Origin of the sequence: Algoriphagus sp. NF, assembly GCF_028823735.1 — a bacterium.
GTDB classification, from domain to species: domain Bacteria; phylum Bacteroidota; class Bacteroidia; order Cytophagales; family Cyclobacteriaceae; genus Algoriphagus; species Algoriphagus marincola.
Window position 1 is genome coordinate 34,608 of the sequence record NZ_JAPEIB010000005.1, and the last position, 19,018, is coordinate 53,625.

The 19,018-nt window shown below is 43.2% G+C and carries 17 protein-coding genes; 3 read left to right on the forward strand and 14 right to left on the reverse strand.

Annotated elements, in window-relative coordinates:
* Positions 1-70: 70 nt before the first annotated feature.
* The 10 genes from OU792_RS03410 to OU792_RS03455 all read right to left on the reverse strand — a co-directional run bounded on the left by OU792_RS03410 (position 71) and on the right by OU792_RS03455 (position 10,223).
* Positions 71-2,839 (reverse strand): TonB-dependent receptor, encoded by a 2,769-nt coding sequence (locus tag OU792_RS03410; protein ID WP_274669475.1) that lies wholly within the window; start codon positions 2,837-2,839, stop codon positions 71-73.
* A 6-nt stretch (positions 2,840-2,845) separates the two neighbouring features.
* Positions 2,846-3,934 (reverse strand): phytase, encoded by a 1,089-nt coding sequence (locus OU792_RS03415; RefSeq protein ID WP_274669476.1) that lies wholly within the window; start codon positions 3,932-3,934, stop codon positions 2,846-2,848.
* A gap of 192 nt (positions 3,935-4,126) precedes the next feature.
* Positions 4,127-5,743 carry a tetratricopeptide repeat protein gene (locus tag OU792_RS03420; protein WP_274669477.1) on the reverse strand — a complete coding sequence of 539 codons (1,617 nt, stop codon included), beginning with the start codon at positions 5,741-5,743 and terminating at the stop codon, positions 4,127-4,129.
* Between the two features lie 115 nt (positions 5,744-5,858).
* Positions 5,859-6,551, reverse strand: coding sequence for a cyclase family protein (locus tag OU792_RS03425; protein ID WP_274669478.1), 693 nt, complete (start codon positions 6,549-6,551; stop codon positions 5,859-5,861).
* Between the two features lie 187 nt (positions 6,552-6,738).
* Positions 6,739-7,332, reverse strand: a complete 594-nt coding sequence (locus tag OU792_RS03430; RefSeq protein WP_274669479.1) for a DUF6434 domain-containing protein — start codon at positions 7,330-7,332, stop codon at positions 6,739-6,741.
* Between the two features lie 46 nt (positions 7,333-7,378).
* Positions 7,379-8,044 carry a YdeI/OmpD-associated family protein gene (locus tag OU792_RS03435; RefSeq protein ID WP_274669480.1) on the reverse strand — a complete coding sequence of 222 codons (666 nt, stop codon included), beginning with the start codon at positions 8,042-8,044 and terminating at the stop codon, positions 7,379-7,381.
* 207 nt (positions 8,045-8,251) lie between these two features.
* A complete protein-coding gene (locus OU792_RS03440) occupies positions 8,252-8,521 on the reverse strand; it encodes a helix-turn-helix domain-containing protein (protein WP_274669481.1) in 270 nt (89 codons plus the stop codon).
* Between the two features lie 22 nt (positions 8,522-8,543).
* Positions 8,544-9,089: a Yip1 family protein gene (locus OU792_RS03445; protein WP_274669482.1), complete on the reverse strand. Its 546-nt coding sequence runs from the start codon at positions 9,087-9,089 to the stop codon at positions 8,544-8,546.
* Positions 9,090-9,192: 103 nt separating this feature from the next.
* Positions 9,193-9,369: a hypothetical protein gene (locus OU792_RS03450; RefSeq protein WP_166669400.1), complete on the reverse strand. Its 177-nt coding sequence runs from the start codon at positions 9,367-9,369 to the stop codon at positions 9,193-9,195.
* An 11-nt stretch (positions 9,370-9,380) separates the two neighbouring features.
* Entirely contained in the window at positions 9,381-10,223 is an 843-nt protein-coding gene (locus OU792_RS03455) for a VOC family protein (RefSeq protein WP_274669483.1), read from the reverse strand.
* A 129-nt stretch (positions 10,224-10,352) separates the two neighbouring features.
* Between OU792_RS03455 and OU792_RS03460 the strand changes: the two genes are divergently transcribed.
* The 3 genes from OU792_RS03460 to OU792_RS03470 all read left to right on the forward strand — a co-directional run bounded on the left by OU792_RS03460 (position 10,353) and on the right by OU792_RS03470 (position 15,211).
* Entirely contained in the window at positions 10,353-11,486 is a 1,134-nt protein-coding gene (locus OU792_RS03460) for a DUF819 family protein (RefSeq protein ID WP_134201873.1), read from the forward strand.
* 435 nt (positions 11,487-11,921) lie between these two features.
* Complete coding sequence (gene pta / locus OU792_RS03465; RefSeq protein ID WP_274669484.1) at positions 11,922-14,018, forward strand: phosphate acetyltransferase; 2,097 nt, start codon at positions 11,922-11,924, stop codon at positions 14,016-14,018.
* Positions 14,015-15,211, forward strand: a complete 1,197-nt coding sequence (locus OU792_RS03470; protein ID WP_274669485.1) for an acetate/propionate family kinase — start codon at positions 14,015-14,017, stop codon at positions 15,209-15,211. Before pta ends, OU792_RS03470 begins: the two co-directional genes overlap by 4 nt.
* On the opposite strand, the gene OU792_RS03475 is transcribed toward OU792_RS03470, so the two are convergent.
* Genes OU792_RS03475 through OU792_RS03490 form a run of 4 tightly spaced genes read right to left on the reverse strand, consistent with a single transcriptional unit; the run spans position 15,208 to position 18,990 of the window.
* Positions 15,208-15,810 carry a methylated-DNA--[protein]-cysteine S-methyltransferase gene (locus OU792_RS03475; protein ID WP_274669486.1) on the reverse strand — a complete coding sequence of 201 codons (603 nt, stop codon included), beginning with the start codon at positions 15,808-15,810 and terminating at the stop codon, positions 15,208-15,210. The genes OU792_RS03470 and OU792_RS03475 overlap by 4 nt on opposite strands.
* A gap of 60 nt (positions 15,811-15,870) precedes the next feature.
* Positions 15,871-16,740, reverse strand: a complete 870-nt coding sequence (locus tag OU792_RS03480; protein ID WP_274669487.1) for a cation diffusion facilitator family transporter — start codon at positions 16,738-16,740, stop codon at positions 15,871-15,873.
* Positions 16,741-16,775: 35 nt separating this feature from the next.
* The gene (locus OU792_RS03485) at positions 16,776-18,077 is read right to left on the reverse strand and encodes an APC family permease (protein WP_274669488.1); all 1,302 of its coding nucleotides are present in this window, start codon (positions 18,075-18,077) and stop codon (positions 16,776-16,778) included.
* 55 nt (positions 18,078-18,132) lie between these two features.
* A complete protein-coding gene (locus tag OU792_RS03490) occupies positions 18,133-18,990 on the reverse strand; it encodes a metallophosphoesterase (protein WP_274669489.1) in 858 nt (285 codons plus the stop codon).
* Between the last annotated feature and the right edge of the window lie 28 nt (positions 18,991-19,018).

Below are 19,018 nucleotides of genomic sequence, written 5' to 3' on the forward strand. Positions count from 1 at the left end.
GCTCTCCGTATTGAAAAAGAAATAGGCTGCCATTTGACAAGGGCAGCCTATTTTGATTATTACCTGTTAATTACTCAAAAAGGTCGAATTTCAATCCAAAGTTGAATCGGGCATTGTAATATTCTGCCTGCATGGTTCTCGCCTGAATTCCCTGATAGTAGCGAAGCGGTTGATTGGTCAGATTATTTCCTTCGGCAAAGATCCTCCATTTTGGAGTGATTGCATAGGAAGCATTGACATCAAGGAATGTCTGTTCATCGTAGAATCTATCCTCAAATCCTTCTCCACCTAGCTCATCTAGGTAATCTGAAGCATAGTTCAATGACAGACGAACAACCAATCGCTTATTTTCATAGGAAAGCGAGGCGTTGAACATATGTTCAGCAGTACCTGGCAGTTGAAGATCTTCGTTTTCTCGATCCTCAATTCCTGTAGTCGAGGATTGGGTGAAAGTGTAATTCAGGTATAGTCCGAAATTTTTGAAAAACTGTCGCTGAAATGAAGCCTCTAAACCATACACTGATGCTGTACCCCCATTCTCTGGTCTTGAATATTGAAGGTCTTCACCAAATTGCGGGTCTGAGAAGCCCTGAGTAGTAATCGTATAAACGAAATTATCGATATCCTTATAAAAACCTCCAAAAGAGAGCAAACCTAGATTTTCATAATATTGCTCTGCCATCAAATCAAAATTCATCGCAGTAGCTGCTTTGAGGTTTGGATTACCTCTTTCTAGTTCCTCATCTTCTATACTAAAGGCTGCATACGGGACCAGGTCAAAGTAATTCGGTCTTGCGATGGTATTGGTCCAAGCTAGACGAATGACTGTATTGCCTGTAGGGTCATATTTGAAGTGTAGACCCGGTAGGAAATTTGTGTAGCTCTGATCTCCAGAAACAGGAGCGATAGTCTCATTGTCGATATCGAAAATATTTCCAGTGTAATCAATTGCCGTGTGCTCGATTCGTAAACCAGCAATGGCAGATAGCTTACTATTCAACTGATGATCTGCCATGACATAGGCAGCAGTGATGTTTTCGGTAGCATTGTAGTTTCCGGGAGCATATTCTTCCAGCACATCTGATTCCTCAAATAGTCCGCCATTGGTGAGGTCAAGCCCTCCTAGAAATTTAGGGTCCATGAATCTACCCACTGCATACTGTGAGCCTGCAAGGTAATTGGGGTCGGAATAGTCAATATTGGGAACAGCTCCGAGGGTTGCTCCAAAGGCATCCTCATCGAGTGGCTCGTATTCGAAGAAGTTATTGTCTCGTTCCTTCTTCTTGCCACGATACCTTAAACCAAACTGAAGTATTCCCTTATCAGAGTAAGGAAGCTTAAAGTCCAATCTACCATTTAGATCTTGATCAAAGGTATAGCCATATTGTTCAGATAGTCCATTGAATCCGATTCCCAAGTTGTCAGCAGGATTGCGTAGTATCGCTAAGGGAAATCTTGGATTGCTTAGATCTACTCGGACATCTTGTCCCGAGGAGCGATAGGATGCATAGCGTTCATTGGGACGCTCTTCAGATGCCTTGGCATAGGTCAGATTCCAATCCATCTGTAATTTATTGAACAAATGCTTACCACCACCGGTGATATTGTAAACCCGCTGATCTTCTAATCTAGCGGCTTTTATTCTTCCATTATCTAAACCACCTTTGGTTTGGAATTCTACCCTTCCGGTTGTTTCGTAAACATTCGGGCTAATCTGAGTGAAATCCCCATCGTCAAAGGAATCATCCAATCTACTTACTCGCATTCTAAATCGATTTTCCCAATCGTCGCGGTGATTGTACATTCCCGAAAGAAACAGGGTATGGTTTGGTGCAATTTCATAATCTAGAGCGAGGGTTGCAGATCGGCGCACCCGCTGTACCCGATACTCTCGAATATCAAATTCTTCCAATACAACTCCATTGTCAGAATCATACCACACAGCTTCCACATTGTCTGATCCAAAGTTGTGGTTGTTGTATGATCCGGAGAAAATAACACCCAATTTATCATTCAAGAAGCGGTCTCCTAGAATGACTGCTCCAGTCCAGATCGGCTTATTAGAGAGTAGGTTGATGCCACTTGCGGCAGTTCCTGAAACCCTCAAACTGTTTGGAGCCTGACGGGTGACCAAGTTTACGGAACCTCCGATTGCATCGGCATCCATATTGGGAAGAACAGCTTTATTTACTTCGATGGTTTGAATCATATCAGAAGGGATCAAGTCCATCTGAATATTTCGGTTGTCGCCTTCAGCAGAAGGAATTCTCTCTCCGTTCAGCGTCACAGAATTGAGTTGTGGAGCCATTCCGCGGATAATGATATTTCGGGCCTCACCTTGGTCATTCTGCATCGTGATTCCCGGGATTCGCTTGAGTGCATCTCCTACGTTTGCGTCAGGGAAGCGTCCTATTTGATCAGAAGAAACAATATTGGTGATGTTAGCATTATTTTTTTGCTGAGTCAAAGCCTTTGCCTGGCCTTTTAACCGATCTCCAAAAACGATGAATTCTGCAGCTTCCAGTTCTGATTCATCCATTTTGAAATTTAGAGTCGAAGTTTGTCCATCTCTGATTTCCACATTTTTTGTCAGTTGACCATACCCTAGGTAAGAGACAGTGACTTCATAAGGTCCCGCAGGAAGATTGGCAAAGTAGAAATCCCCTTTCTGATCGGTGATTGTACCGTAATTGGTTCCTTTCAAAAGGACATTAGCACCGGGAAGTGATAGATTTTCAGCATCGATCACTCGCCCTTTCAACACTCCTTGTGCCCATGAATTTCCCATCAAAAGGAAAAAAAGCAACAAGGAAGTAACTACACGTAGCTGTTTGTTCATAATTGATTATTGGTTTTGGTTAATATGTTTTTTGAGTTGTTTCCAAGAGTAGATTTGGAATGTCTTATCGTCGGACATAGCCACAAAAAGTCCTTCAGAAAATTCCCCGCCTAGATCCGCTGATGTGACCTCATTCCCATCACTCGAAAGTGTACTCAATGGAAGTGTGGTAATCAGGGAGTGCTGGTGTGGGTTGGATTGGCTGCCTTCTCTGGGAAAGACATGGAAAAGATTTGCCCCTTGATCCGATACAAGCAAATAGCCTTCGGTTTCAGAGGTTTTATAGATGGAAATTCCCTCATGATCATCGGTGAAACCTTCAGTGGCAAATAGTGCAAGCTCCTCATTTCCCATATCGGGTTCGGCGTAGTACTTTCTTACCCCTGTACCCTCATCTGAATAATAGATGTAGCCAAGCTCATTGTCTACCGCTATGGCTTCGATTTCTTTGTTTCCTGAAAAATTCCCGAACTTTCTCACTAATTCCAGAGAGAGGTTTCCGTATTGGCTTTTCACTTCATATTGCCAGAGATATGTGCCGTCTGTAGGTCCATTTTTTCTCCCTGCGATGACGTAGGTTTTTCCTGATTTGGGGCTTTGATAAAGGGCTATTCCCATCAAATCCCGATAATCCTCTCCTGTTTCACCTTGATATACTTCCAGTCCTCCTGGATTTAATTCCTTCATCTCAGGTAGGGAGAAAAAGCGGATTTTCGATGTCAATCTTTCGCCTGTTACGGCAAAGTCGATGGTATCCTGTCCATGAATCAATCCATAGCCAATGTCCACATTGTTGGGACGCTGAATATCTCTTCGGACGAGACTATCGATAGTCTTTCCTGTCAAGTCAAATACATATAAAGCTCCGATTGAGTCTTTGTCAGTTCCAATGATTAGGCTTTGGCTTGTATTGGATTTATTAATCCAAATAGCTGGGTCATCGGTATCATGAAGGACCGAATCACTGATGTGTAGGGGACTGATTAGTTCGACTTTTTCGTCGGGTAAGCCCCCCTTTTGCACAGAGGATTCTTGGCAGGAGGCAAGTCCTGTAAGTGTAAAAATTGAAAGAAAATAATTGAGTTTTTTGTGCATGGTTTATAATTGTTTTGACCATGCAAGATTAGATATGAAAAGTCCCGAAAAAGGAAATTAAAGGTTAAGAATGAATGTAACAGACCGGGAAAAAAGCGTTAACAAAACCGAAACAGAATCTAGAAAAAATAATGTAAAGTATTGAAATTCAATATTATATATTATGTTACCTCAAGATTAATAAATCTTAAATCATAAACAGTGGAGGTATTGATGTAGCTCTTTGCTCTCGGATAGCTGTAGTCGCTTTCGGAGTCTATATCGTGATATTCGTAAGCTTTCCATGGATATTCCGAGGGTTGCTGCGATTTCTCTGCTACTCAAGTTCATCTTCATCAAGCAGGCTAGTTTGATGTCCCCAGGTGTGAGGTCGGGGTTTTCAGTTTTGAGGTTTTTTATGAAATCCTGATGCACATTTTCAAACGTGTGTTTGAACTCTTCCCAGTCCTGATCCTGTCCCAAATTGAAAGCAATTTGTTTGATCAGGTTTCTTAGCCTTTTCTTCTGCTCCTTTAAATCCCGCTGAAGGATATCCTCCAGTTTGGATTGGATCTCTTTGAGCATCTGGTTTTTTTCAATTACATGAAGTGTCTGTGCAGTCAGAGCTTTTTGTTGGGCTGCAACCTCAGCTGACATTCTAGCCTCCAAGAGGTTGATGTTTTCTTTTTCGGTTTGCAGCAGTCGCTCTTTGATCTCTATGAGCTCTTCTTGCTTTTTGAGGGTATTTCTCGTCCCACTTATTTTCAGTCGTTGCTTTGATATCAGTACCCATCCTAATCCCAGGAGCGTTACGATCAAACTGACTAAAAGCCAGCGTACTCGAGACTCAAAGATGTGGGTGTTTTCTAATTGTGCTATTTCTAGCTGTTTTTGCTTGATTTCATATTGAAATTCCTGTGATGCTAGCTGCCTTGCGGCTTCCTCAGAAAAAATATTTTCACTAAGTTCTCGAGCTTCTGAAAACAACTGATAAGCCTTTTCAAATTCTCCTAGATCCGCATAGGCTTTCCCCAAATCCACTGTAGCACTTCGTTCTAAATAGGTGTTTCCAATCACCTGACTTATTCTTAAGGCTTCCTCATAGTATGGGATGGATTCCGCCGCTCGATTGGTTTTTCTTCTTGTATCCCCCAGGTTATTAATGTTTCCGGGCATATGAAGGATACTTCCTATTGCATTATTGAGTTCAAAGGCTAATTGGAAATAGTACTCTGCGGAATCATATTCCTCCAAGTCCTCATAAATGCTTCCGATGTTTTCGAAAAGAATGCTCAGTTCACTCGAATCATTCATTTCCTTACTCAACTGCACTGCCTCATTTTGAAAAGCCAAGGCTTGAGAGTAATCTTCCATTTTTTCAAACATTGAACCTATCAAGCCTTTGGAGTGGGCTATTCCTTTTAAATCACCCATTTCCTCAAAAAGCCCAAGTGCTTGATGGTGTAGCTGTAGGGCTTCTGTAGGGCTTTTTGTCTTGTAATAAAGCTTACCAAGCTGATTGTAAAGATTTGCCAGGCAGCTGGTACAATTTTCGTTCTTAAAAAGCTCCTCTGCTTCATAGAGTTTACCTGCGGCCTCATTATACAGGCCGAATTCCATCAATAGTTGACCTTCTAAAAAAAGGGCTTCTCCTTCAGTATTTTTGTATAGGTGTCTTTCAAGATTCTGAAGTCTTTGGAAGGCTTCTTTGGGATCTTTTTCGGCTAGTATTTTTATCTCGGCAAGATCTGATTGATTCTGTTGACCCATTGAATAGGTCGATTGAAGCAGAAAAATCCAAGTGAGAAAGTGCTTGATTCGAAAATTCATCGAGCAAGATGTATTTCCAATGTAAAGTAGTCGTGAAGGAAGTTTTTCTTTATTGTAAAAGTTTCACAGGATGGAAAAAATCAATTTTATCAGTTTAATGGTGGCAGGGGTTTCCCTAGTCAAAAATTGCTACTGCTCTGACCGGAGATCCAGTTCCCCCACGGATTTTCAATGGCAAGCCCACAAATCGAAATCTACCCCTACCGATTAGTTGATGTAGGTTGATCATATTTTCGTAATGAGTAAAGTTCAGCTCTCCGCAGATATTATGAACCTCTCGATTGGAGACACCCGATACACCCGGTGACATGGTTTCCACCCCAAATGCCGCTATTCCCCTTTCTCCTAGCCATCTTGCACATTCGGTGGAGACTCCTGGACCGTTTTTCCAATTTTCGGATCCGAAATGCTTTCGAAAGTGATCTGTATATAGCAGAACCGTATCACCTCCTTTTATCTCTACTTCAGCTTTGCCGCATGCTTCTGTTATTTCATCTTTTTCGATTAACTCCCGGAGTCCTTTATGCGAAAAATCTAGACAGATTCCCTCTGTATAAAACATGGATAAGGGCATCTTATCAATCGACTTTCCCTTGTGCTCAATGGCCATGTGATTGATGGCGTCCACATGAGTGCCTGTATGCTCTCCGAGCTCAAGTTTGTGAACAGCTGGCGTCCGCGCAGTAGGATTTTTTTCTCCATTCCATTCCTCGTGCGAATTATGAATACTCATTTTCACGGAAGGAAGATCTTTGAAGACAGGCATTCCTTCATAGATTTCTTGGCTCAGGTCAATGATTTCGATCATAGAAAACGCTGGTCTTAATGAATTTCTAAGATAAGACCATCTACTTTCAGATTTATTTTATTGGTCTAAACTTAAAAGTCTCCTCTCTTGTCTTTACTTACTAAATATTCCCAGTGCACAAAGATAGATTTTCAATAGTATCCAATAACTATTAGCTCTCCTAAGAATTCAATGAAGAGGTTATTCTTTATAATTCTAAATCCGATCGCTCATACCTTACCAAACCATCTTTGGTTGGTAGTTGCTTCTTAAGCATCCAGCACCTCCGTAAATTTTTAAGACTTTCATTTGGATTATCTTTCATAAAATCCCGGGTGTATTGATTGTACATGTTGCTTTCAGCAATGCTTCGTTTGAAGCTGGGATCCTTTTTCCTAATTTCAAAAAGCCTATACTGTTCGATCGCATCTTGGAGAGTCTTTCCTACATTAGACTTCATCCAATCCATGAAGTCGCTATGGCATGAAAATTTATCGCCTAGCTGACTTTTCATAAATGCTCTGAAATTCGGGCCGAAGGATACATTATCCGTTATTTTTGTCTCTAAGGTTAAGCTCTCTTTTACCCAGTTAAAGCTTGACTTTGTCTTTTGCTTTTTGGGCACAGGCTTCACTTTGCCTGGCTGGTCCAAGGCGTACATGATTCTGTCTCGAAGGTCAAATTTTCTACCGGTATGAGGTAATCCGGTCTTTTTGCAAATGGCGACCATTTCTTCCTTTAACCAATACCAATTATTGAATTCCTCACCGGATTTAATGTCTTCAAAGTTTGGTCTACTCATCTATATTAAATTTTGATTTATTCGTGGAGCCTTTTAAAAAGTAGAATTATCCAGGCTTTTTTACGGTATTTCCGGATTTTTTCATGGATTTGTACTTGTCATGGAGACCTATTCCAGACAAGATCATGGGCTCACATTTTTCTATTCGGGCTATTCTGGTTTTGGATTGCTTGGGCTGGGAAAAATAAATAATATAGCCACGCTGCCTTCCCGGGGTCAATGCTTCAAAAGCAGTTTTCAAAACTGGGTCTCGTTCCAACTCTGCTTCAAATTCCTCGGGAATTGGCTCAGGGTTCTTTTTCATAGGAACCTTCAGTCCCGCATTTTCGACTTCAATAGCTTCGTAGATGTAGGCCTTTAAGTCTTTTTCTATGCCGATAATATCTTGGATAGTTGTAAACTTGGCTAGTCTTCCTGCTTGGGAATTAGGCCCAGGTTTTACCAATAGCTTTTTATCGTCCTTTAGCAGCGACCCTTTGAAAAAACTGATGCAGCAATAGTCTTTAAAAGCACTGACGATTAGGATGTTTTTGTCCTGAAAAGTATAGCAAGGAACTCCCCATTTGGACTCTTCGGTCAAGCCGCAGCTGAGAACCATTTCTCGTAGAAGTGCCAGTTCCGAGGTCCAAGCATTAACCTTACAGTCAGGACTTCCTCCTAAGGGACAGCGTCCGCAGCCTTCGATAAAATAGTTGTCAACTGATTTGTTCATTTGGCTTTTTAATGATCTAAGTGGTATTAATCAATGCTTTAATTAGCTAATGATTGTTTTGAATTGCCAAGACTTGTTCCGGTTTATCGGGATTGAATCCGGCACCTGCGGGAGTGGTGTGAGACTGTTTGAGCCATGAGCTAGGCCCACCTCGTAACCTTAAAAGATGGGAAGTCCCCTACAAGATTACAGCGCGTTTTTCTCTTTTCAGATTTCAATGGAGGTTTTTACCTTCCTGCCCAATCCCTTTTCAACTATTTTGTAAAGAGTTTTCTGTGTCAGATTACTACCATTGTTTTCTACTCTTGGAATATAAGTTCTCTTTTTATCTACTAATTCCACTAATTGCTCCTGAGTTAGATTTTTATCTTCTCTTACTTTTTTTAATAGCAAACCTATTTTGAAAGACTCAAAATCCATTTCTAATTTATCCCTGCGTTCGGTTACTTTGATTCCTTTCCAGCTTTTCGTATTCATATTGTTCTGCTTTTGCCTCGTTTCAATTCCTCAACAAGCCAATAATTAAAATCGGTAAATAACTTACCAGAATATTTAACAAAGCTATGCCATGCTTAAATTTTTGAATTTTAGCTACTCCAATAATTAGGAGACCAAATGACCAAAGCCAGAACAAATAAATTATCCCATGATTTACATTTTCTAATTTAGGTTCTGCACCGAAAATAAAAATTGAAATTTGATAGATTAGGATAATACTCAATGGGAAAAACGAAAGGGAGCAAACATTTACCATTTTTCTTAAAGTGGATTCTCCTTTCCAAATTTTGCCACAAAATTTAATAAGTCCTGGAATAACTAAGCCAAGCATCATAAAAGATAATCCAATTCCTAAAGGCAATGCTAAAAAGAAAGCCAAAATCCTTTCTCCCTCATCAAAAATAGAGGCTATATCTGGAAATGTGTCTAACCCGAAGATTAATCCGTTTCCTATTATTGGCAGCACCAATAAAGGCTGTTTTTCTCTACTTGCTAATTCTTCAAAAGTAACTCCAGGGTTAAGCCAAATGCTTTTGTACGGATTCATATTCTAATATGCGCTTTAACTATTTTGTCACGCCATAAACACTCCATTATCCACCCAAATCCGAGGGATAGACGCCATAAATATCCTTTTATCCTAATCTTACTTACCAGCGATAGCCTCCCCCATACATCCCCACATTGACTGAAGGGGTGACACGCATGCCATAAGGGCCTCCGCTGAAGTTGAGCCCCACACCTCCTGTCATATGCATATTGGCACAGGCGGGCAAAAAGAGAGATAGTCCAAGTATAAGCAGTAAACTGATGATGCGCTTTTTCATTTTGGGAATGTTTAAGGATTGTAGACTTGAAGGGCTAATGGGGCTCCGGTAGGATCAAGAATAATGGCTACCGAGCCGTTTCGGATATCAGAACTCGGTTCTAGCAATACGGTCGCTCCATGCTCTTTGGCCTTAGCCAAGGCAGCATTTACATCTGCTACCCTGATATAAGGAAGCCAGTGACTACGCACATTTTCTACCGGGGTTTGTAGCATTCCAAGGCAGTTGAGGTTATTCTTCTTGAATACCGTATAATCTACATCTCCCTCCTGGCGCATTTCAATCTCATAGTCAAGGATATCGGTGTAGAATTTTTGGGATTGTTCTGTATCGTTGGACCAAAGCTCCATACCCAAAAAACTGTCTAGGGAAGCAAGATTAGGTTCGGGGTCTCCTCCTGCCATTCGAATCAAGGAGAAATGCGCCCCTTGAGGATCTTGAACATAGGAAATCATCCCCTGATTGGCTACAGCTACGGGTTTGGCTAGAATGGAAGCGCCGAGGGATTTGGCTTCGGAACTTGCCTGCTCCACATCTTCTGCTGAGATACTTCCTATCCATTCTCCGGAGTTGTTGTCGCTTTTATAGCGGGCCATGAGTGCTACTGGCTTTTGATCTTTTTGAAAGACCCAAAGTTCTCGATTATTATCCCCATAGGGAGTCGTGGTCCAGCCGAAAACCGATTCATAGAAGTTTTTGGCTACTTCCGGATTGGGGGAAGCCAAGGTGTACCAAACTACCCTCCCTGGATGATAGCCGGGTGTAGAAACTTCAGTGAGTACAGGAGGTGCAGCACTGGGGCTGCAGGAGACTAGTATGACAGAAAAAACTAGAGACCATAGTAACTTTTTCATATTCTAAACAATTTTGCTTTTCAAAATTTAGTGAAGCAAGTCCTCAAAAACAATCACTGACCGATTTTTTAGTCATCATTTCCATTGGGTTTTACGCTTTTATTCCATGTCTTTCCCTAATTTCCCGACATGGGATTTCAAGATCATCCGCTTTTTATTGCTGCTACACTCTGTGTAGCTGTGTTTTTTGGCATTTGGTTTACGCGTTTTCCATGGGGGAGGACGGTGGGTACGCCCATTTGGGTGATTTTGATCTGCGCCTTTTTTGCTAATGTGGGACTGATTCCCTCTGCGATGGAAGGGCACCCAATCTACGACGGGGTGTTTTTGTATTTAGCCCCATTGGGTATTTTCATCGCCTTGCTTGAAGTCGACTTACGAAGTCTTAAAGACGCCGGGATTCCCATACTCCTGATGTTTGGCATTGGCACCGTGGGCACCGTGGTTGGGGTTGCTGTCTCTTGGTTGCTGGTGAGGCCGGAAGCGGCGATTGGCGAACTCGCCGGGGCCGTGGCAGGAATGTACACCGGTACCTATATCGGGGGCAGTATCAATTTTAATGCAGTAGCACTGAGCTATGCAGTCAATGAAAACGGGCCACTATTCGCAGCGACTACCGTGGTGGATAATTTGATCGGAACGCCTTGGATTATCGCCACCTTGATTTTGCCACGCTACCTTCAAAAGCTTTTTCCCCGAAAAAAACTACAATCAGCCCAAAGCACCCCAAAGAGTACTGGGGTTGAGGTGATTTCCATGTCTTCCTTGGCCTCCATGCTGGCTTTGGGCTTTTTGGCCATGGTTATTAGTGGAATAGTGGCGGAGTATTTTCCTCAAGTCCCTGAGATTATCACCTTGACGACTATTGCTTTGATTCTAGCACAATTTCCCGCCGTCAAGCAATTGCATGGAAAGCAAACTCTAGGCTTCTTTATGATTATGATTTTCTTGGGGGTGATAGGGACGCTTTGCGATATCAGTGCGCTGTCCGGTGTGGGTGAATTGGCGGGTACCTTGATTCTTTTTGTGGGTTTGCTTGTTTTGATTCACGGTATTTTTGTTTTTGGAATCGGTGCACTTTTGAAAATGGATTGGGATGTGATCGCAGTTGCTTCCCAGGCCAATGTGGGAGGGAATACGACAGCCATCGCTGCTGCTGAAAGCTTAAATCGTCCTGATTTGTTGATTCCCGGAGTTCTGGTAGGAAGCTTGGGAAATGCCTTGGGGACCTATATTGGGTTCTTGGTGGCGGGGACTTTTTAGAATTGGAAAGTTTAAAGAGGGAAGGTTGTAAGGTGCCGTCATAGCGAGGAGCTGGAACGAAAAACATTAGATTCTCGGGTAATTCTAGAAGCGACGTGGCTATCTCATTGGTAAGTAGTGAGAGGTAAATAGTGAATTGTAAGGGGAGAGGTGGAAAAGTTGAAAGGTCGTTGCCAAAACTGTTTTCATTGGCAGTGGGAGCCAGTTGATAATGATCAATTATCAAACTCAATAGTCAATTTTCAAAGTCAGAAAACACCCAACCTTGAACGCCGAACCTCGAACCCCAAACATCTGACCATTGTTGCTTCTAACCCTTCCCAACTTTGGTAAATCTTGAAAAAGAAAAATTTCCTTGTCAGCTGATCTTTATCAGGTATTTTTAAACTTATCGGGAGCAATTTTGCCTCAGATTCATTTAGTTTTTAGAATATTATGACCAAAGCGATTTATCTCACCACAACCGAACCCTTTTCCGGCAAATCCATTTTTGCCTTGGGCCTAATGAATATGCTGGCTGCCAAAACGGATCGATTGGCCTATTTCAAGCCCATCATAACAGGTAATAAGAGAGATAAAGACCGGCGTTTGGAACTGCTCGGGAAGCACTTCAACCTTCATCAGCGCTATGATGAAATGTATGCCTTCACCCGGAAAAATGCCTTCAAGGAAATCAATAAGCGTAACGAGGCCTTTCTTATAGATGTGATTATTGAGAAGTTTAATTCTCTGAAAGAATCGGCAGATTTTATCGTGGTGGAAGGAACTGATTTTTCGGACGTAAGCACCAATGTTGAGTTTGACGGGAATATCAGCATTGCCAAAAACTTGGGAATCCCTGCTGCCATTATTCTCAATTGCGCCCATCGGACGACCTCAGAAATCATCGATCTGGCCATGGCAAGCGTCAATAGCTACCTCAGTCAGGAGGTTCAGGTCCTTTCCCTCATCGCAAATAAAGTCAAGCCATCCAAGCGGGATGAGATCCTTAGACGGCTCAAGCATATTCTTCCAAAAAGTATTCTGATCAGCGCTATTCCTAGCCATGAGCAGCTTAGCAATCCTACGATGGGAGAAATCATGGATTCCTTGGGAGCCAAGTTGCTTTTTGGGGAGCAGTACCTGACCAATCGGGTGGATCAATCAGTCGTGGGAGCCATGCAGCTTCACAATTTCTTAGATCGAATTAATGATAATACCCTCGTAGTCACTCCGGGGGATCGTGGGGATATCTTGATAGGTTCCCTCCAGGCCAATATCTCCAGAAATTTTGGGAAGATAGCCGGGGTCATCGTTTCGGGAGGAATGCATCCTGAGCCCTCCATCGTCAAGCTTTTGGAAGGTTTGGAGACGATTGTGCCGATTTTGCAGGTGGACGATGGGACTTTTATGGTCGTGACCAAAGTCAATGAAATTCGCGCCCGTATTGCACCGGAGGATAAGGAAAAAATCGCCTTGGCCATACGGCTTTTTGAAGAATATGTGGATGAAAAGGCACTAGATGATCGAATGGGGTCATTTAGTTCGGAGATTCTGACTCCTCGGATGTTTCAGTATCAGATCGTCAAGCGGGCCAAAAGTCATAAAAAACACATCGTCTTGCCAGAGGGAACAGATGAGCGGATTTTGCAGGCCGCAGACATGCTTCTGCGACAGGAAGTGGTTGAGCTTACCCTTTTGGGAAATCGAGAGGAGATCGAATCCATGATGGCTCGTCTGAATATTTCCACGGACTTTGACCGAATCAATATTGTAGAACCTGCTACTTCGGATCGATTTGAGGAGTACGCGCAGGAATTGTATGAGCTTCGCAAAGCAAAGGGAATTTCCCTCACGACAGCCAGAGATCTCATGCATGATGTATCTTATTTCGGAACCATGATGGTGTATAAGGGTCATGCTGATGGCATGGTTTCCGGAGCAGTGCATACTACCCAACATACGATTCGACCCGCTTTGCAGTTCGTCAAAACCAAACCCGGTGTCAATACCGTTTCCTCGGTCTTCTTTATGTGTCTCCCTAATCGGGTGTCGGTTTTCGGGGATTGTGCAGTCGTGCCCAATCCCACTTCTGAGCAATTGGCGGATATCGCCATCTCTTCAGCTGAATCCGCTTTGATGTTTGGGATTGAACCCAAAGTAGCGATGCTATCCTATTCATCGGGGACTTCCGGAGCAGGAGAGGAGGTAGAGAAAGTGCGAAAAGCCACCGAAATCGTCAAATCCAGACGTCCAGAACTTAAGATTGAGGGGCCTATTCAATACGATGCGGCAGTGGATCCGATCGTAGGAAGACAGAAACTTCCCAATTCTGAGGTAGCGGGTCAGGCCAGTGTCTTGATTTTCCCAGATCTCAACACAGGAAATAACACCTACAAAGCCGTGCAGCGGGAAACCGGGGCTATTGCCATCGGTCCTATGCTCCAAGGGCTCAACAAACCCGTCAATGACCTGAGTCGAGGGTGCACAGTCATTGATATTTTTAATACGGTTGTAATTACAGCCATTCAAGCACAAGAATCAGCCAAATGAAAATCTTTGTCATTAATTCCGGAAGTAGTTCCATCAAGTATCAACTGATTCAAATGCCCGAGGAGAAGGTTATTTGTTCAGGAATGGTGGACCGAATTGGGTTGGATGAGTCCCGAATTGACTATAAGGCTTTTTTGCCAAAGGGGAAAATTGAACGAAGTGAAACCAAAGCTATTAATTCTCATTCTGAGGGGTTGAGGTTGGTTGCTGAATATTTGACTGATCCTGAGATAGGCGTCATTTCTGATCCAAAGCAGGTAGAAGCGGTTGGACATCGGGTTGTGCATGGGGGAGAAAAATTTGCCAGTACCCAACTGATCAGTTCTGAGGTAAAAGCAAAAATCAAGGAGCTTTTTCCCCTTGCTCCGCTACATAATCCGGCAAATTACTTGGGTATAGAAGTGGCGGAAGAGATTTTTTCTGAGGCCAAGCAAATCGCTGTTTTTGACACGGCTTTTCATCAGACACAGCCTCCTGTTGCTTTTCGGATGGCCATTCCCAATGAGCTGTATGAGCAGCATGGGATTCGGGCCTATGGATTTCATGGAACTAGCCATAAGTATGTATCCGAGCGGGCAATGGAATATTTAGGAAGTCAAAACATCAAGCTTATCAGCATCCACTTGGGCAATGGCTGTAGTATGGCTGCCATTCAAAATGGGAAATCGATTGATACCAGCATGGGAATGGGGCCTATGAATGGCTTGATTATGGGAACTCGGGCAGGGGACATCGATCAGGCGGTCATTTTTTATTTGGTAAATCAATTGGGATACAGTCTCGAGGAAGTGAATACATTGCTCAACAAAAAAAGTGGAATGTTGGGCTTGACAGGCTACAGCGATATGCGGGATATTCAGAAGCTACTTCAGGAAGGGGATCCTAGAGCCCAACTTGCCTATGACTTGTACGCTTACCGCATCAAAAAATACATCGGCGCATTCACGGCTTGTATGAATGGGCTGGACGGGGTGATTTTTACAGGAGGAGTGGGTGAAAATGATCGCTTGACCCGAAAATTGGTTTGTGAAAATATGGACTATCTCGGAATTCAGATGGATTTGGGAAAAAATGAGAGTTTAGGTAAAGGAATTCAGGAGATTCAAACCTTGGATTCTAAGGTCAAATTATTGGTCATCCCAACCAACGAAGAATTGGAAATTGCGAAGCAGTGTTTTGGGTTATTGGCCTAGTTAAAAAAATCAAGCTGGTTTTGGTTTTTTAAAGGTTTCGCTCCCTCAAGTCGCAACAATCGCTTTTTTGCATCCAAGCCTCCGGCATAGCCAACCAGGTTTCCATCCGAACCAATAATCCGATGACAGGGAATAATTATGGAAATTGCATTGGCACCATTGGCAGAAGCGACCGCACGGATTGCATCCGGATTACCCAATTGCCGGGAAAGTTCCAGGTAGCTTCTCGTTTCTCCAAAAGGAATTTTCATCAATTCCTTCCAAACAGCCTCTTGAAAATCAGTACCAACCAAGCTTAGAGGGATATCAAAGGTTTTTCGATTTCCGGAAAAATAGCTATCTAACTGTTTGATAGCCTCTTGGATGACTTCGATATTTTCAGGTCTAAAATCCTTATCTGTAGCTGAAGTGGGGCTTTTCTTCTCCGAATCAAGATCAAAGTTCAAAAAATCAGCATTTAGCCCTTTTTGGATACGTTCGTCCACTGCCTTTCTCATCCTCCGATACTGCCAGTCACAGAGGCATAGTCGACCTTGAAAAGCACCAAGGATCAATTCGCCGACGGGGCTTTTGTAACTTGTAGTTAGGATTTTTTCCATGGTCTCAAATTAGCTTAAAAAACGCAGAAGAGAATTTGTAAAGACATTAATTGTCAGCCTCTAATCGAACGGCTCGATATGTATCAAGATATGCCCTAGTTCGGGGATTTCTTTCTTCAAAGTATCCTTGAGATCATGGGCGATGTCATGTCCTTCTCTCACAGTCAAGTCCCCGTCCACATTAGCATGCAAATCAACGTGGAATTTCATACCCGCTTTTCGAATAAAGCATTTTTCTGTACCAGTGATTCCTTCTACCGTCAGTGCGACTTTTCGGATTTCGGCAGTCAAGTCATCATGAGTATCTTCATCCATGACTTCCCCAAGTGCCGGCCGGAAAATAAGGTAGCAATTGTAGAGAATGAAGCCTGCGGCAAAAATGGCTGCATAGTCATCAGCCTTTTCATAGCCCTCACCACCCCAAATCGCGATCAAAATCCCGATAAATGCAGCTACTGAAGTAATAGCATCACTGCGATGATGCCAAGCTTCAGCTCGGAGGGAGCTCGATTGAAGCTTTTTGCTGCGATTAAGTACAAATCGGTAGGATATTTCTTTCCACATAATAATCGCTGCCAAAACCGCCAAGGTCCAAGATGCCGGTCCCTCATGTGGTGTGCGGATATTTTGAATGGCCTGATAGGCAATGGTCACCGCAGAGACGATTAGAAAACCCACCACCAGAAAGGTAATCAGGGCTTCAGCTTTTCCATGTCCATAGGGGTGATTTTCGTCTGCCGGCCGCTGTGCATATTTCAAGCCGATCAAGACCAAAATGCTTGAAAAAACATCCACCAAGGACTCAATAGCATCAGCGATCAGCGCAAAGGAATTTCCGAAAATACCTGCCAGAAATTTGATTCCTGAGAGCAGCCCATTTCCCAGCATGCTGAAAATTACGGTACGGATGGCAAGTTTCTCCTGGGACATGGACGAAATTACTATTTATCGGAAAAGCTAAGCGTTTATTCTGTGGAATTATCTGCTTGTCGCTTTCCGATCCAATACAGACCCGTTCCAATCAATACAAAGATTCCTGTCATCCAAACTGATTCCCAGCTTACTTGCATCATCAGCCACAGGCAAGACAAAATTCCTAAAATTGGAATTAGATAGCCGCCTTTTAGAATAAATCTTCCTTGTCCACGGAACTTTGGTCGAAGTGCAGGTACGGCTGCACAAGTCATGATAAATAGGAAAAGCCGGGATAAAACTGTCATGGCCGCCAGGAACCGGAAAGAGCCCATGGCCGCTAGGATTAAGGCTGCGATTCCGAAAAATAGGACTGAATTGGCGGGTGTAAGAAAGCGATTGTGGACCTTTCCAAACCAAGCTGGGAGGGAATTTTCTAGTGAAAGTGCATAGGTGACACGCGTAGCGGAAAACATGGAGCTAATCAGATTGGCGATTACGGAGGTGGCCACGCCAACCATCAGAAAGTAGGCTCCAAATTCCCCAAAGAGGTTGGATGCTGTGTCTAGTAGTGGAGTGGTAGATTCTGCCAAATTTGGGACTGCTGCCATAGCCACTAGTTGGATCAGCATGTATAAAATCACCACAACTATAAGTCCTAGAATTAGCCCCATGGGCATGTCTCGCTCGGGTTTTTTAGCTTCTCCTGCAGGGACAATCGCCCCCTCAAAGCCTACAAAAGCATAAATCAAAAGCAAGGCTGCCGCACCTAAATCTCCCGCCTGAGGAAGCGCTGAATCAAATGTTGGGACCATGGTGTCTCCCAAAAGTACAAAGCCTCCAAAAACCAAGCTTATCAAGACTCCAAATTTGATAACGGTGAAAAAGGTCATGGATCGGATGGACTCACTCGAACCCAAAATATTCACCGAACTAAGTCCCAGAATGGTAAGCAAAATGGTAAAAAGACGACCGGTACCTTCTCCTGCAATTGGAAAAAAGTAGGCGATGCTGTCTGATAAAAGGACCGTGTTGGCGGCGAAGGAAATCAGCCGGGCGAGGTAATACAACCAGCCTCCTTGAAAGCCCACAAATCCTCCAAAAGCCTGCGTTCCGTATTTGATCGGGCCGCCTGTCCCTCTAAAGTAACTCCCAACTTCGGCAAAGCTCAAAATCACCGGAAGCATGAGCAGTGCACAAAAAGCATAAATCCAAACGCTGTAATCTCCTGCCAAATCCGCTGCGCCGGAAGGCAATCCAAAGATTCCTGCTCCAATAAATCCGTTGACCACAAGCATCCAAATGCCCCAAAGCCCAAGGTTTCTTGGCAGTTTTTCCTGTTTTTCTAAAGACACCGATTTTTATTTTTTGCAAAAACGAATTCGGAAGATAATCAGATTGGGGAAAGAATTAAATGGAAAATTGGACTAATGCTTGGGTAAGGGTGAAAACGGTGATCTCAGGGCGGACATTCAGGCGGATAGGGAAGTAATTTCCTAGAGCCCGATTGATGTAAAGGGTTCGTCCATCTTCTAGGTCAATTTTTCCCTGGTCGTAGCGTCTATTTTTGACGGGCAGAATAGGTGGCGGAAGGAAAGGTGGCCTGACTTGACCTCCGTGCGTATGGCCAGCCAAAACCCAACCATCATAACCGTTCCAAACGGGAAGATCACAGGCATCAGGGTTATGACACATCACGAGAGCGGCTTCTTTGGGATCCCAGGTTTTCATCACTTTTTCGGGATTGAAATTAGTGCCCCAGAGGTCTTCCACTCCGTATATCGTCAATCCCTCCGAGTTGTATTTTTGATCCCTTAAAGTCTTGATTCCTGCATTTTCGAGGATAGAAGTGGTTTCATCTGCTACCTCGGGCATGGACCAAGCATGTCCATAATCGTGGTTTCCTAAGGAGGCGAAAGTTCCTATTTTTCCCTTGGTAGCTGATTGGAGCACAGTGCTGAGTTGGCTGTACTGCTCGGAGTTTTTGAAATGCGTGAAGTCCCCCGTATAAACAACCCAATCGGGATTTAAGGCCTGTGCTTTTCTCATGGATTCTATCAAGTAATCAGCAGGAACCCTATCACCGACATGGATATCAGAAAGTTGGATGAGGGTTTTCCCTACATGCTCTTTGGGTAAATTTTTGACAGGCATGGGGAGATGAACAAATTCCAACCAATAAGGCTCGATTTTCCATGCATAAATTCCACCAGCTGCCAGGGCAGTTCCCAATGCGATTCCAGATTTTAAAAATTTTCTTCTATTCATGAGTTTTAGTTTCTCTTGCACAGACTTT